The organism is Rhodanobacter glycinis, assembly GCF_900114325.1.
GTDB classification, from domain to species: domain Bacteria; phylum Pseudomonadota; class Gammaproteobacteria; order Xanthomonadales; family Rhodanobacteraceae; genus Rhodanobacter_A; species Rhodanobacter_A glycinis.
This window is the reverse complement of the sequence record NZ_FOSR01000025.1, coordinates 1-15,218: the sequence shown is the minus strand read 5'-3', so window position 1 is coordinate 15,218 and position 15,218 is coordinate 1. Positions and strand designations below refer to the sequence as shown.

The following is a 15,218-nucleotide window of genomic DNA, read 5'->3' as shown; positions in this document are numbered from 1 at the left end:
TGTACCGCTAGCGTGCCGCCATCTTCGATGTCGGGGGTTCCGTCCGCCTGCCGGCGGCCGGGTTCATTTTCTCGCTCGCCCGAGAAAACGGAACTAAAAGAGGGGCGCCCTGCGTTCGCGCCCACCGGCTCTGCGAGCCGGCGGGTCCGCGCCCGGCTACGGGGGTTCGCCGACAGGGCATCGGGCAACTGCGTCCTGCGTTGCCTCAACTCCGGCATCCATGCCGTCGCCTGCCCTGGCGTCGAACTGGCCGGCATCCATGCCGACCACCCTGCGGGCCTGATCCTCCGCCGCGCGCCGCTTCTCGAAGGGGATGAAAACCGCACACCACAGCGCCAAGTTCGACCACACGCGTCCGCTCTTCCTACCCCTCAGTTTTCGGTGACGGCGCGGCGTGGCCGTGCGTGTAACAGGAAGTGTCACGCAGGTTCCAAACACCTCGACCGATCAGGCTTGTAGGGTCGGCGGGTCCCATCAGGCCATTTCTCTGGGTTACGTCTCTTTGGGCCAGCAAAGAGAGGTAACTCGGGCGCCGGCAGGCGCTCGAAAGCCCGCTGCAAGCGAGCCAGCCATCGACCACGCCAATGCGAGCGAAAGCCCGCCGCAGGCGAGCCACCCATCGATCACGTCAGAACGAGCGAAAGCCCGCCACAGGCGAGCACAGTGACGATCACGCCAGAACGAGCGAAAGCCCGCCGCAGGCGAGCAACCGATGCGCAAGCACCTCCCGAAAACAATCAAACATATTCAATCGAGTATCCTTGTAAGCATCGCCACACCAAGTGGCACCCCAACATTCCCAGTCGACCGATCCATGAACGAATTCCCCCCCCAGCAACCGCGCCCGGCCGAGCCGGCGGCCCGTCGTCCCAGCGTGGGCGTGCAGATCGGCAAGGTGAAAGTGGGTGGTGGCGCGCCCATCGTGGTGCAGTCGATGACCAACACCGACACCGAGGACCCGGCAAGCACGGCGAAACAGATTGCCGAACTGGCCCGTGCCGGTTCCGAGCTGGTGCGCATCACGGTGAACACGCCGGCGGCCGCGGCTGCAGTGCCGCACATCCGCGATCGCTTGGCGATGATGGGCGTGGAGGTGCCGATCATCGGCGACTTCCACTACAACGGCCACCAGTTGCTGGAACGCGAGCCGGCCTGCGCCGAGGCGCTGGCGAAATACCGCATCAATCCGGGCAACGTCGGTTTCGGCAAGAAGCACGAAAGCCAGTTTGCCTCGATCATCGAAAAGGCGATCCAGTACGGCAAGCCGGTACGCATTGGCGCCAACTGGGGTTCGCTGGACCAGTCGATGGTGGCCCGTCTGATGGACGAGAACGCCACTCGCGCCGAACCGTGGGACGCCTCCCACGTGGCGCGCGAGGCGCTGATCCGTTCGGCGCTGGATTCGGCCACGCGGGCCGAGGAACTTGGCCTGCCGCGTGATCGCATCATCCTGTCGTGCAAGGTCTCCGGTGTGCAGGAGCTGATCGCGGTGTACCGCGACATTTCCACGCGCTGCGATTACGCGTTGCACCTGGGCCTGACCGAGGCCGGCATGGGTTCGAAGGGCATTACCGCGTCCAGTGCGGCGCTGGCGGTGCTGTTGCAGGAAGGCATCGGCGATACCATCCGCATCTCGCTTACGCCGGAACCGGGTGCTTCGCGCACCGGCGAGGTGATCGTGGCGCAGGAGTTGTTGCAGACCATGGGCCTGCGTTCGTTCACGCCGCTGGTCACCGCCTGTCCGGGTTGCGGCCGTACCACCAGCGAGTTCTTCCAGGAACTGGCCAAGGTGGTGCAGGAGCACGTGCGCGAACAGATGCCGCTGTGGCGGGTGAAGTACGACGGCGTGGAAAACCTCACCCTGGCGGTGATGGGCTGCATCGTCAACGGGCCGGGCGAATCCAAGCACGCCAATATCGGCATTTCGCTGCCCGGCAATGGCGAGGCGCCGGCGGCCCCGGTGTTCATCGACGGCGAAAAGGCGATGACCCTGCGCGGGGATAACATTGCCCGTGAATTTGTGGGCATACTGGACGAGTACGTAGCCCGGAAGTATGTGGCCCGCGCGGACTGAAGCGCGAACAACGGCACACCAGCGGGCCTGGGGCGATGGCAGGATGTCGGCTTTGCGTGGATGCGCATGTAAGGGGGCATGACGTTGACGACCAGTCCGCAATTTCGCACCGCGTCCATCTACGTGGTCATCGCCGTCGTCTGGATCTGGTTTTCCGATCGGGCGCTTGAGTGGATGGTGCATGACCCGCAGCGGCTCACCTGGTTGCAAAGTCTCAAGGGCTGGTTGTTCGTGCTTGGCTCGGGCGTGCTGCTGTACGCGATGGTCGGGCATGCCGTGCGTCGGCTCGCCGTCGCCAATGCCGAGCTGGTGGCCGGCAACGAGCAATCATTGCGCGTGCTGGTGGAGGCGATGGATGCGCGGCACAAGGAAACCAGCGATCACTCCGACCGTGTGACCCGCATGTCGGTGGGGCTGGGACGGCTGGCCGGCATGAAGGATGAAGCCTTGCGCAACCTGCGCTTCGGCGCGTTGCTGCACGACATCGGCAAGCTGGCGTTGCCCGATGCCATCCTGATCAAGCCGGGCAAGCTCGACGAGGCGGAAACCGCGTTGATGCGCACGCATCCGAAGATCGGGCACGACATGCTGCAGAAAGTGGGCTTCTTGCGCGCCGCCTCCGACGTGCCATACAGCCACCACGAACGCTGGGATGGCGCCGGTTATCCGCAGGGCTTGCGTGGCGAGGCGATCCCGCTGGCGGCGCGCGTGTTCAGCGTGGTGGACGTGTGGGATGCACTGAGCCATCCGCGCGTGTACAAGCCGGCATGGCCGCAGGACGAAGTGATTGCGTACCTGCGCCAGGTGGCCGGCTCCCAACTCGATCCGCATCTGGTCGCGTTGTTCCTGAACCATCTCGACGAACTGAAGCTGCTGGCGCATGCCGAGACCGGCGCGCCGTCAGGTTCCTGACAGCAGATCCTGTGCGGGTCGGGCGGCGCCATCGCTCCAGCTGCCTTCGACGAGCGGGAGCGCCACCAATTCGCGTACCCGGGCAAGGAAGTCGATGCGCGGGATTTCCAGCGCACCGAGTGACAGCAGGTGCGGGTTGACCACCTGCGCATCGAGCAGCGGGAAGCCCCACTCGCGCAAGCGTGCAGCCAGCGCCATCAGCGCGACTTTCGAGCCGCCGCTTTGGCGACTGAACATCGATTCGCCGCAGAACAATCGGCCGATCGCCACGCCGTAGATGCCACCGACCAGGTGGCCACCATCCCATACCTCGACGCTATGTGCGTGGCCCTGGGCGTGCAGGGCGGTGTAGGCGTTCATCATCGCGGGGGTGATCCAGGTGCCGGGCTCGTCCTGACGTGGTTCGGCGCAGGCTTCGATCACTTCACGGAACGCGCGGTCCACGCTGACGTGCCAGGACGTGCGCGCCAGCAGGCGGCGCAGGCTGCGGTTCGGTTTCAGCGCGCCGGTATCGAACACGCAACGCGGATCGGGCGACCACCACAGGATCGGCTGGCCTTCGCCGTACCACGGAAAGATCCCCCGTGCGTAGGCCGCCAGCAGGCGTTGCGGTGAAAGATCGCCACCGAAGGCGAGCAGGCCGTTCGGTTCGGGCAGGGCGCGCGCCGGATCGGGAAAGCGGTCCGGCGCATCGTCTTCGAGCAGGGGCAGGCGGATCATGGTCGGTGCAGACGGTTTTGCTTACCTGCGGACGAAGCTGCGCATGGCTTGTCCTTGCGTGGTGCGAAACACTTGGGGGCGCGGCATGCCTTCATCGGAGGCGATGAACACGAAACGGTCGCCATCGAGCGTGTAGATGGCGGGAAGAGGCTTGCCTGCATCCGATCCCATCGAGTCCGTCCAGGTGATGGCCTTGGGGGTTGCCGAGGCATCGATCTCGAAGCTGCCTTCCAGCAACAACCCGCCCTCGATGGTGCGCACCTCGAAGTGCTGGCCACGGATCACGGTGATGGCCCCGGGCGCGCCATGGATGTCGGGCGGATTGGCTACCCCGTTTTCCTCGAAATCGACTTGTTCCCATGTGCCCTGCAAGGCGGCAAGGTCGCGCGCGGAAGCGTCGGCGGCAAGCGTGTCGTGGATGTGCGGCATGTGCATCCTTATCGGTAGCTGGGGCCTTCTCGCATGAAGACCGCTGCATGATGCCACGTCAGCGCTTGGCGTACGGCGTGTGCGCGAGCAAGGTTTCGGTGTAGGCGGCCATGTCCGCGGATTCGTGTTCAAGCGCTTTCTGCACGGCCTCGCGGAAACCCTCATGCACAAGATAGTGGCGGGAGTGCGTCGTGGCCGGCAGGAAACCGCGTGCCAGCTTGTGCTCGCCCTGCGCGCCGGGTTCGAAACGCTGCAGCTTGCGCGCGATGGCGTATTCGATGCCGCGGTAGTAGCACAGCTCGAAATGCAGGCCGGGCACTTCGATGGTGGCGCCCCAGTAGCGGCCGTACAGAACGTCGTCGCTGTGCAGGAACAACGCCATCGCCACGATCTCGTCGCCGTTGCGCGCCAGGGCGAGTTGCACGGTATCGCCCAGCTCGCCGAGGCGACTGAAGAAGGCGGTGGTCAATGCGGCGTGGTTGCCCCGGGCATCGAAGGTGGCCTGGTACAGCGCATGGATCTGGCGCCATTCGTCCAGCCGCAATTCACGGCCGGCGCGCCATTCGATGTCCAGGCCGCTGCTGGCGACGCGGGCGCGTTCGTGATGGATGTTCTTGCGCTTCTTGTGGTTGAGCGTGGCAAGGAAATCCTCGAAGTCGCGCCAGCCGCGGTTGTGCCAATGGAACTGCACATCGGTACGTGCGAGCCAGTCCATGTCGAAGGCGGTCGCTTCGTGCTCGGTGAGGAAATTGGCGTGGACCGACGACAGGCCGCGCTGCTCGGCTTCCTCACGCATTGCCTCGACCAGTGCACGTTGCAGGATCGGCGCCTGCATCGCGTCATTGCCGACCAGCAGGCGCGGACCGGGCACCGGCGAATACGGCACGCCGCAGAGCAGCTTGGGGTAGTACTGGCCACCGGCACGTTCCCACGCACTGGCCCAGCTCCAGTCGAACACGAACTCGCCGTGCGAATTGCCTTTCAGGTACAGCGGCGCGGCGGCCACCAGGCGGTCGCGTTCGTACAGCCCGAGGTGATGGACCTGCCAGCCCCATTCGGGGCGCACGCAGCCGTCGCGTTCCAGCGCATGCAGGAACGCGTGTGAGACAAACGGATTGTCGTCCGGCCGAAGCGCGTCCCAGTCGGCCTGCGGCATGTCGGCGACATGGGCGTGGAAGCGTGTGATGAGCGTCATGCGCGATCAGTCTTTGCCGGTCGCCGCACCGACGGGAATGGCCTCGAGTTCGCGCCGATCCCGTTCCAGCGGCAAAGCCTTTGCGGCCAGTTCCAGCGCGCGCGAGGCATGCTGCCGCACCGGCGATTCGAACGGGGCGAAGCCAAGGCCGCCAAGCGTGGCCAGCGATTTGCGCAGGCGAATGCCGACTTCCAGCATGCCGCCCGCATCGCGCGACAAGGGTGCGAACACGTCATCGAAGCAGTCGTCCACGGCAAGCGGCGGCACATGGATGCGCTCGTGGCGCGTCGGCGGGGTGTCACCGTTTTCGGCCTGGCGCGCCCATTGGCACAACAGGCGGGTGACCGTACCGAGCACGTCGATCGCGGTGCCGGGATCGTTGACGGCCGGCGACAGCGCGCGTTGCGCGATTTCGGTGAGCACCACGAAACCGAAGCGTGGATCCTGGCGAAAGTCGCGCCCGTCGCCGATCACGAAGGCATCGGCCAGGCGCTTGCGCAGCTCGTCGTCGACCTTGCGCGAGGCATGGACGACGGCGCGTCCCGGGGCGGCATAGGTTCCGGCGGGCGCGTTGACCCACAGTTCCAGCGACTGCTCTTCGGCGATGGCCTGCAGCAGGCCGGTGTCGATGTATTGCACGTAACCGATGCGGTCGCTTTCCACGGCATGCGTGCCTGCGGGAACAACCTTGCACGGCGTGCCGCCCAACCATGGATCGCGCAGGTGTTGCTGCATCGCTTCGCGCGTGGCGCGTTCGACGCGATTGATGGTTTCGCCCACGCGGCCCAGCCGCGAAAGCTGGTCGATCCAGCGCAGCAGGGTGATCACGATGACCACGATCAGCACGACGGTGGCGGCGAACAGAACCAGGCGACCGCTGTCGCCGTAGATGCCGGCGCTCAGGGCGATCAGTCCGACGATGCTGAACAGGAAGGCGCCGATGAAACTGGCCAGGGCGCCTTGTGCCGCCGAATCCTCGATCAGCAATTTGGACGCGCGCGGCGTGGCGCTGCTGCCGGCAGCGACGTACGACGTGACCATCGTCGATAGCGAGAAGGTGGTGACGGCCAGCATGCTGGACGCCAGGATGCCCAGGATGTTGCCGACGGCGTCGGCGCCGATGCGGGTGGCAAGGCCCTCCGGCAGCCACGGCCGCAGCAGCGCGCCGAGTAGCGCCGAGGCCACGCCGAAGACGCCGTAGAGCGTGGCGCGGAACCACATCCGGCGGGTGAACTGGCTGCCGATAAAAAGCCATTTGGCATGCATCGCGTCGAATCCCTGGCTGGCGAGGAATCAGGCCCGGATGTCGACCGAGGTCGCAAGGCCGGGCTGTCCGGGCATGGTACGACGGCGGCGTGCAACGCCGGATGACGCGGCGTGGGTGATGGCGGGCCGCGCCCGCCGTCACCGGGTGGTTCAGGCCGGGGTCTGCTGGTCCAGCCAGCGTTCGGCATCCAGCGCAGCCATGCAGCCGAAGCCGGCCGAGGTGATCGCCTGGCGGTAGACGTGGTCGGCCACGTCGCCGGCGGCGAACACGCCGGGCACCGAGGTCATCGTGGCCATGCCTTGCTGGCCGCTGTGGATCTTGATGTAGCCATCGTGCATGTCGAGCTGGCCTTCGAAAATACCCGTGTTCGGCGTATGGCCGATCGCCACGAAGAAGCCGGTGGCTTCGATTTCGCGGGTGGCGTCGGAGTTGACGTCCTTCACGCGCACGCCGGTGACGCCGCTGTCGTCGCCCAGCACCTCGTCGATGGTGTGGTTCCAGACCAGCTCGATCTTGCCGGCGGCGGCTTTCTCGAACAGCTTGTCCTGCATGATCTTTTCGGCACGCAGCTTGTCGCGGCGATGCACCAGGTAGACCTTGCGGCAGATGTTGGCCAGGTACAGCGCTTCCTCGACCGCGGTGTTGCCGCCGCCGATCACCACCACGTCCTGCTCGCGGAAGAAGAAGCCGTCGCAAGTGGCGCAGGCCGAGACGCCCTTGCCCTTGAACTTCTCCTCGCTGGCGATGCCCAGGTACTTCGCGGTGGCGCCGGTGGTGATGATCAGCGCGTCGGCGGTGTATTCGCCGGAATCGCCCTTGAGCCGGAACGGGCGCTGTTTCAGGTCCGCCGTGTGGATGTGGTCGAAGATCATCTCGGTGTTGAAGCGCTCGGCATGCTCGGCCATGCGCTGCATCAGCGCGGGACCTTGCAGGCCCTCCACGTCACCCGGCCAGTTGTCCACGTCGGTGGTGGTCATCAGCTGGCCACCCTGCTGCAGACCGGTGACCAGCGTCGGCTTCAGGTTGGCCCGGGCGGCATACACCGCGGCGGTGTAGCCGGCGGGGCCGGAGCCGAGAATCAGCAGGCGGCTGTGTTTGGAGGTGACGCTCATTGGACAGGATCCTCGGGTGTGCATTCAGCATGAACGGCCAATTCCCCGATGCCGTGCAAGCTTGCGCCGGGGCATGCGGGTAAGGCTGGAACCCGCAAGAATGGGGAAGTCCGGCGCCTGATTCAAGGCGCAATGGGTGGATGCTGTCAGGATGTGCCACGGCCATTGCCGCGGGGACCGGTGCCGGTGGCCTTGTTCCTGACCGTTTCCGCCGCGATTCGGGCGGCGGCCGGATATCCGGTGCCTGCCATGGTTCCCGGCCGCGGAGTGCGGGAATCCGTGCCGGCGGCGTCCGGGGAGTGCGTATGGTCTTGCCGGGCATGGTTTAATCGTCCCGTATCCCAGAGGAAAGTCATCACGGTGCCGCGTAGCGCAAACGCAAAGAAAGAAAAGGAAAAGGCCGGCTTGAGCGAAGAGCTCAAGCGCCGTCTTCGCGAGGCCGGCGCGCTGGTGCTGCTGCCGCTGGCGCTGTTCCTGCTGGTCTGCGTGGCCAGCTACGACGCGCGTGACCCGGGGTGGTCGCATGCCGGGTCCGCCGGGCATGTGCACAACCTCTGCGGCACCGTGGGCGCCTACATCGCGGACTTGCTGCGCTACCTGTTCGGGGGCGTGGCGTACTGTTTCCCGCTGCTGCTGCTGTTCCTGGGCGTGCAGGTGCTGCGCCACCATGGCGAGCGCAATGCCCAACCGTGGGAATCCTCGTTGCGGCTGGTCGGCTCGGTGTTCTTCTTCGTTACCGCGCCGGCGTTGTGTACGCTCAATTTCCCCACCAGCAACATGTTGCCCGAGGGCGCCGGTGGCGTCGTCGGCCATGCGGTGAGCTACGGCATGGGCCGTGCCTTCGGCAACGAAGGCGCACCGTTGCTGTTGCTGGCGATATTCCTGATTGCGGTGACGCTGGCCACCGGGTTGTCATGGTTCCGGGTGATGGATTGGACCGGGCAGGGCGTGGTGCGCGCACTGGCCTGGGCCGGTGGCAAGCTGCGCCGGATGCCGGATCAGCTGGCGGCGCGCCAGGCCCGCGCCGAGCGCGAGGTGGTCAAGAAGGTCGACGCGGTGAAGCAGGCCAAGCGCGAGCCGGTGCGTATCGAAACGCCGCCCGCGCCGGTGGCGAAGAGCGAGCGCGCCAGGCTGGAAACGCAGATCCCGCTGTTCAGCGGCGCCTCGCAGCCCGGCGAGCTGCCGCCGCTGTCGCTGCTTGACGAAGCACCGGATCAGGGGCCGGGTTATTCGGAAGAAACGCTGGAAGTGCTGTCGCGCCAGGTCGAGCTGAAGTTGAAGGACTTCCGCATCGAGGCCAAGGTGGTCGGCGTGTACCCCGGCCCGGTGATCACCCGTTTCGAGCTGGAGCCTGCCCCGGGCATTCGCGGCTCGCAGGTGTCCAGCCTGGACAAGGACATTGCGCGTGGCCTGTCGGTGGTCAGCGTGCGCGTGGTCGACGTGATTCCGGGCAAGAACGTGATCGGCCTGGAAATTCCCAATACCCGCAAGCAGATCGTCTACCTGTCCGAGATCCTGCGTTCGGACAAGTACGACCAGATCAAGTCGCCGCTGGCGCTGGCGCTGGGCAAGGACATCGGCGGAAAACCCGTGGTGGTGGACCTGGCCAAGATGCCGCACCTGCTGGTGGCCGGCACCACCGGCTCGGGCAAGTCCGTCGCGGTGAACGCGATGGTGCTGAGTCTGCTGTACAAGGCCAGCTACAAGGATGTGCGGCTGATCATGATCGACCCGAAGATGCTGGAGCTCTCGGTCTACGAGGGCATCCCGCACCTGCTGGCGCCGGTGGTCACCGACATGAAGGAAGCCGCCAACGCATTGCGCTGGTGCGTGGCCGAGATGGAGCGCCGCTACAAGCTGATGGCCGCGGTGGGCGTGCGCAACCTGGGCGGTTTCAACAAGAAGGTGAAAGAGGCCGAGAACGCCGGCCAGCCGCTGCTGGACCCGCTGTTCCGGCCCAATCCCGAAATGCCCAACCTGGCGGCCGAGCCGCTGGAGCCGCTGCCGAACATCGTGGTCATCATCGACGAATTCGCCGACATGATGATGATCGTCGGCAAGAAGGTGGAAGAGCTGATCGCCCGCCTGGCGCAGAAGGCGCGTGCTGCCGGCGTGCACCTGATCCTGGCCACCCAGCGCCCGTCGGTGGATGTGATCACCGGCCTGATCAAGGCCAACATCCCCACCCGCATCGCGTTCCAGGTGTCGTCCAAGATTGACTCGCGCACGATTCTCGATCAATCCGGCGCCGAAGCATTGCTTGGCCACGGCGACATGCTCTACCTGCCGCCGGGCACTGCCACGCCCGAGCGCGTGCATGGTGCTTTCGTCGACGACCACGAGGTGCATGGCGTGGTGAACTGGCTGAAGGCCCAGGGCGAGCCGCAGTACGTCGAAGGCGTGCTGGAAGAAGTGCAGGCCACGTCCGACGGCAAGTTCATCAACGATTCCGGCCTGCCGCAAGACGGCGAGGAGGGCGGCGATGCCGATGCCCAGTTGTACGACAAGGCCGTGGCCGTCGTCACGCAGACGCGCCGCGCCTCGATCTCCGGCGTGCAGCGCCATTTGCGCATCGGCTACAACCGCGCCGCGCGGCTGGTCGAGCAGATGGAGCAGGATGGTGTGGTCAGCGCTCCGCAGCACAATGGCAACCGCGAGGTGCTGGCGCCACCACCACCGAAAAATTGATGAAACACCGATAGACGCCCGTTGTTCCCAGCAATTCCGTAGGAGCCCGCTGGCGGGCGATGCTTTTACAAGTTTTCGGGAAGAGCATCGCCCGCCAGCCGGCTCCTACAGGTCCGTTAAGCGATGACTGGCCACAATTCAACGCCATTGCCGTCAGCAGGGAATCCGATGAAACGCTTCATGCTCGCCGTTACCGCCGCGCTGGTGCTGTCGCTGAGCGCCGGGGCACAGGCCGCTTCCGGTCCCGCTCGTGCGCGACTGGATGCTTTTGCGCACGACCTGCACTCGCTCACCGGCCAGTTCACTCAGACGCTTACCAACGTCGACGGCCAGCCTGGGCAAACCAGTTCCGGCACGCTGGCATTGGAGGCGCCGCGCGAATTCCGCTGGGATACGCTCACGCCGTACAAGCAGACCATCGTGGCCGACGGCAGCCGGGTATGGATGTACGACCCGTCGCTGGAGCAGGTCACCGTGCGCAAGCAGAGTACCGAGGAAGCGCACAGTCCGCTGACCGTGCTCACCGACGTCTCGCAACTGGACAAGAACTTCAAGGTGGTCGAAAAGGGCGAGCACGACGGCCTGGTCTGGCTGCGGCTCACGTCCACCGCGGCCAATCCGCAGTTCGACTATGCGGACCTCGGCTTCGACGCCAACGGTTTGGCCCGCATGACATTCCGCGACCAGCTCGGCTCGACCACCAACATCCGTTTCTCGAACTGGAAGCGCAACGTGGCGATTCCCCCGCAGACATTCAACTTCACGCCGCCCAAGGGCGCCGACGTGATCGGTGACCTGCCGGTGATCAGCACTCAGCCGTTGAAGGACTGACCACCGATGCCCGTGCTGCGCCAGTTGCCGCGCTGGGCATGGTTCGGCGGCGGTGTGCTCGCCTTCATCGCCGGCATGGTCAATGCCGCCGGTTACCTGGGTTTCCGGCACCAGTCGATCAGCAACATGACGGGCAACACCAGCCTGCTCGGCATCTCGCTGGGCACCGGCAACGGCGGCGAAGCATGGCACTGGGCGCTGACGATCGCCTCGTTCGTGCTTGGCGCCGCGCTCAGCGGCTTCATCGTGCAGCAGAGCACGCTGAAACTGGGGCGCCGCTACGGCGTGGCGCTGACGCTGGAATCGCTGCTGCTGTTCGCCGCCGTGCCGCTGCTGGATGCGAACAGTTCGATCGGCCTGTACTTGGCGTCGATCGCGGTCGGCCTGCAGAACGGCATGGTCAGCACCTACAGCGGCATGGTGTTCCGCACCACGCACGTGACCGGCATCTTCACCGACATGGGCATCTACCTGGGGCAGATGCTGCGCCGCCTGCCCGTGGACATGTTGCGCCTGCGCCTGTGCGTGCTGGTGGCGACCACCTTCATGCTCGGCAGCGCGGCGGGTGCGCTGCTGTTCCGCCTGATGCAGGAACGCAGCCTGCTGATTCCCGCCGCCCTGACCGGCGCCTGCGGGCTGGGTTACAGCCTCTATCGCCAGTACCTGGTGAAAACGGTGCGGATTCCCGACTGAGCCGCGCGCGATCGGCGCGTTATCATGCCGCCCATGTCCTTCCCGTCATCGTCTTCCCCCGACCTTTTCGCCGGCAATGAGCCCGAGTCGCTCAAGCCGCTGGCCGAACGCATGCGCCCGCGCGATCTCGACGAGATCGTCGGCCAGCGTCGGTTGGTGGGCGAGGGCAAACCGTTGCGTCGTGCGCTGGAAGCCGGGCGCGTGCATTCGATGGTGCTGTGGGGGCCGCCGGGCTGCGGCAAGACCACCCTGGCCTTGTTGATGGCGCGTTATGCGGACGCGGACTTCTGCGCGATCTCCGCCGTGATGTCCGGCTTGCCCGATGTGCGCAAGGCATTGACGGAAGCGGAAGCGAATTTCGCCCGGGGACGTCGTACCGTCCTGTTCGTCGACGAAGTGCATCGCTTCAACAAGGCGCAGCAGGATGCCTTCCTGCCGCATATCGAAAAAGGCGTGATCCTGTTCGTCGGCGCCACCACCGAGAACCCCTCGTTCGAACTCAATTCGGCGTTGCTCTCGCGCTGCCGCGTGCATGTGCTGGAGGCGCTCTCGTCCGGGGACATCATCGCTGCCCTGCGCAGGGCGCTGGATGACGGCGAGCGGGGCCTTGGCGAACAACAGTTGCAGATCGACGAGGCGTCGCTCGAGTCCATTGCCCAGGCGGCTGACGGTGATGTGCGTCGTGGCCTGACCCTGCTGGAGATTGCAGCGGAACTGGCCGAAGATGGCCGTATCGACGAGGCCACCCTGGAGCAGGTGCTGGCCGATCGCACGCGTCGTTTCGACAAGGGCGGCGAGCAGTTCTACGACCAGATCTCGGCGCTGCACAAGTCGGTGCGCTCGTCCGATCCGGATGCCGCGGTGTACTGGCTGGCACGCATGCTCGATGGCGGCTGCGATCCGGCCTATCTGGCCCGGCGCATGACCCGCATGGCCGTGGAAGACATTGGCCTGGCCGAGCCGCGTGCATGGCGCATGGCACTGGATGCCTGGGATACCTACGAGCGCCTGGGCAGCCCGGAAGGCGAACTGGGTCTGGCTCAGCTCGCAATCTGGCTGGCCGTTGCGCCCAAGAGCAATGCCGCCTACAAGGCCTGGAACCAGGCGCGTGCCGCGGTGCGCGAAAGCGGCACGCTGGAGGTGCCGATGCACCTGCGCAATGCACCGACCAAGCTGATGAAGGGGCTTGGCTACGGCAAGAACTACCAGTACGACCACGATGCCGATGGTGGCGTCGCGCTCGATCAGCAATGCCTGCCCGATGCGCTGGATGGCACGGTGTTCTATGAACCGGTCGAACGCGGGCTGGAGCTGAAATTGCGCGAGAAACTGCAGGCTCTGCGCGCGGCACGCCGGGAAGCCCGGCACAAGTCGTAAGCTTCGTCCGGATGTGCGCCGCATTGCGGGTCACCGGGTGGGCGGCGATAATCAAAGGCTACGCACGTCATTCGGATCACACCCATGCTGGACCCCGCCCTGTTGCGCTCGCGCCTTGCCGAGACCGCCGAACGCCTCAAGCAAACCCGCGGCTTCGACCTCGATGTCTCTGCCGTCGAAACGCTGGAAAGCGAGCGCAAGCGGCTCTCGACCGAGACGCAGGACCTGCAGAACCTGCGCAACACGCGGTCCAAGGCGATCGGCCAGGCCAAGTCCAAGGGTGAGGACGTGGCGCCGCTGATGGCCGAGGTCGCCGGCATCGGCGACAAGCTGAAGGCCAACGAGCAGGCGCTGGCCGAGGTGCAGGCGAAACTGGCTGGCATCGCGCTGGGTATCCCGAATATCCCGCACGAATCGGTGCCGGTCGGCAAGGACGAAAACGACAACGCCGAGATCGCACGCTGGGGCACGCCGAGCACGTTCGACTTCGAGGTGAAAGACCACGTTGAACTCGGTGAGCGTCATGGCTGGCTCGACGGCGATGCCGGTGCCAAGCTGTCCGGCGCACGCTTCACCGTGCTGCGCGGCCAGCTTGCCCGCCTGCATCGTGCGATCGCCCAGTTCATGCTCGATTTGCATACCGGCGAGCACGGCTACCTTGAGTGCAACGTGCCGGTGATCGTCAACGCCGACAGCATGCAGGGTACCGGCCAGTTGCCGAAGTTCGAGGATGACCTGTTCGCCACCGAAGTCGGCGAAACGAAGCGCTACCTGATTCCTACCGCCGAAGTCTCGCTGACCAACCTGGTGCGCGACACCATCCAGGAAGCCGACGCACTGCCGCTGCGTTTCACCGCGCACTCGTTGTGCTTCCGCGCGGAGGCCGGCAGCTACGGCCGCGATACCCGCGGCATGATCCGGCAGCATCAGTTCGAGAAGGTCGAGATGGTGCACATCGCCCGTGCCGACCAGTCACATGCGCAACTGGAAGAGATGGTCGGCCACGCCGAGGCCGTGCTGCAGAAGCTCGGCCTGCCCTATCGCAAGATGCTCCTGTGCAGCGGTGATATGGGATTCACTGCGGTGAAGACCTACGACTTGGAAGTGTGGCTGCCCAGCCAGCAGACCTACCGTGAAATCTCCAGCTGCTCCAACTGCGAGGACTTCCAGGCGCGTCGTCTGCAGGCGCGCGTGCGCAACGCCGACACCGGCAAGCCCGAACTGGTGCATACCCTCAACGGTTCCGGTCTTGCAGTGGGGCGTACGCTGATCGCGGTGATGGAGAACAACCAGAACGCGGATGGCTCGATCACCGTGCCCGACGCGTTGCGGCCCTACATGGGCGGCGTGGAGCGCATCGCGTGAATGCGCCGGCGCCCGTGCAAGGTCGCTGGAGCAAGGTGGAGTTCTACGCCAGCTATTTCCTGATGGCGGTGCTGGCCTCCGTGATCCTCACCCGGCTTGGGTTCGCCGAAGTATGGTCGGTGCCGCGGCTGGACATCGTGCTCGGCGTGATCGCGCTGGCGCTGATGGTGGCCAGCGTATGGATTGCGCGCAGACGTCGCGGCCTGCGCCTGCTGATCGTCGGCTACGCCGCGGCGACCCAATTGCTGCCGATGACCTTCCGGCATCCGGAGATCCTGCTGCCGCTGATCGGGGCATTGATCCCGGTCGCCATCGCGATCTGGGCATTGGTCGCGCTGTCGCGCAAAGACCTGCACGAGCGCCGCACGCCCGGTTCCTGATAGCATTGCGCGCCGCGGAGTCGCAGACGAAGCGTGGTTTTCGCGGGAGGGCAGGAAGCCCGGAATCAAACTGCCGTAGTGGCGTACGCAGTACGCCTGTTCGCGCAGACAAACGCCAGAGATGGCCGAGTGGTTTAAGGCAGCAGTCTTGACGCGAAGGCAGGATGCCGTAGCG

Annotated in this window: 13 protein-coding genes; 8 read left to right on the top strand and 5 right to left on the bottom strand. The window is 65.6% G+C overall.

The window, feature by feature from the left end:
• Positions 1-814 precede the first annotated feature (814 nt).
• Positions 815-2,074 carry a flavodoxin-dependent (E)-4-hydroxy-3-methylbut-2-enyl-diphosphate synthase gene (ispG, locus tag BMY90_RS16735; protein WP_008213714.1) on the top strand — a complete coding sequence of 420 codons (1,260 nt, stop codon included), beginning with the start codon at positions 815-817 and terminating at the stop codon, positions 2,072-2,074.
• Between the two features lie 78 nt (positions 2,075-2,152).
• Positions 2,153-2,986, top strand: a complete 834-nt coding sequence (locus BMY90_RS16730) for an HD-GYP domain-containing protein (protein WP_092705292.1) — start codon at positions 2,153-2,155, stop codon at positions 2,984-2,986.
• On the opposite strand, the gene aat is transcribed toward BMY90_RS16730, so the two are convergent.
• The 5 genes from aat to trxB form a co-directional block, all read right to left on the bottom strand.
• Positions 2,975-3,706 (bottom strand): leucyl/phenylalanyl-tRNA--protein transferase, encoded by a 732-nt coding sequence (gene aat, locus BMY90_RS16725; protein WP_092705291.1) that lies wholly within the window; start codon positions 3,704-3,706, stop codon positions 2,975-2,977. The two genes, BMY90_RS16730 and aat, sit on opposite strands and share 12 nt — an antisense overlap.
• 21 nt (positions 3,707-3,727) lie before the next feature.
• Positions 3,728-4,135, bottom strand: a complete 408-nt coding sequence (locus tag BMY90_RS16720) for a TIGR03067 domain-containing protein (protein ID WP_092705309.1) — start codon at positions 4,133-4,135, stop codon at positions 3,728-3,730.
• Between the two features lie 58 nt (positions 4,136-4,193).
• On the bottom strand, positions 4,194-5,330 hold the full coding sequence (locus BMY90_RS16715; protein ID WP_092705290.1) for a GNAT family N-acetyltransferase: 1,137 nt from the start codon (positions 5,328-5,330) through the stop codon (positions 4,194-4,196).
• 6 nt (positions 5,331-5,336) lie between these two features.
• On the bottom strand, positions 5,337-6,596 hold the full coding sequence (locus tag BMY90_RS16710) for a DUF2254 domain-containing protein (RefSeq protein ID WP_092705289.1): 1,260 nt from the start codon (positions 6,594-6,596) through the stop codon (positions 5,337-5,339).
• A 150-nt stretch (positions 6,597-6,746) separates the two neighbouring features.
• Positions 6,747-7,709: a thioredoxin-disulfide reductase gene (gene trxB / locus BMY90_RS16705; protein WP_092705288.1), complete on the bottom strand. Its 963-nt coding sequence runs from the start codon at positions 7,707-7,709 to the stop codon at positions 6,747-6,749.
• A gap of 360 nt (positions 7,710-8,069) precedes the next feature.
• Here trxB and BMY90_RS16700 point away from each other — a divergent pair, with 360 nt between their 5' ends.
• From BMY90_RS16700 to BMY90_RS16675, 6 genes are all read left to right on the top strand, one after another.
• On the top strand, positions 8,070-10,397 hold the full coding sequence (locus BMY90_RS16700) for a DNA translocase FtsK (protein ID WP_092705287.1): 2,328 nt from the start codon (positions 8,070-8,072) through the stop codon (positions 10,395-10,397).
• A 168-nt stretch (positions 10,398-10,565) separates the two neighbouring features.
• Positions 10,566-11,228, top strand: a complete 663-nt coding sequence (gene lolA, locus BMY90_RS16695) for an outer membrane lipoprotein periplasmic chaperone LolA (protein ID WP_008213705.1) — start codon at positions 10,566-10,568, stop codon at positions 11,226-11,228.
• Between the two features lie 6 nt (positions 11,229-11,234).
• On the top strand, positions 11,235-11,921 hold the full coding sequence (locus tag BMY90_RS16690; protein WP_008213703.1) for a YoaK family protein: 687 nt from the start codon (positions 11,235-11,237) through the stop codon (positions 11,919-11,921).
• Between the two features lie 33 nt (positions 11,922-11,954).
• The gene (locus BMY90_RS16685; protein WP_092705308.1) at positions 11,955-13,298 is read left to right on the top strand and encodes a replication-associated recombination protein A; all 1,344 of its coding nucleotides are present in this window, start codon (positions 11,955-11,957) and stop codon (positions 13,296-13,298) included.
• 84 nt (positions 13,299-13,382) lie between these two features.
• Positions 13,383-14,663 carry a serine--tRNA ligase gene (gene serS / locus BMY90_RS16680; RefSeq protein ID WP_092705286.1) on the top strand — a complete coding sequence of 427 codons (1,281 nt, stop codon included), beginning with the start codon at positions 13,383-13,385 and terminating at the stop codon, positions 14,661-14,663.
• On the top strand, positions 14,660-15,043 hold the full coding sequence (locus tag BMY90_RS16675; protein WP_092705285.1) for an LrgA: 384 nt from the start codon (positions 14,660-14,662) through the stop codon (positions 15,041-15,043). The genes serS and BMY90_RS16675 overlap by 4 nt, the downstream gene beginning before the upstream one ends.
• Positions 15,044-15,218: the final 175 nt, after the last annotated feature.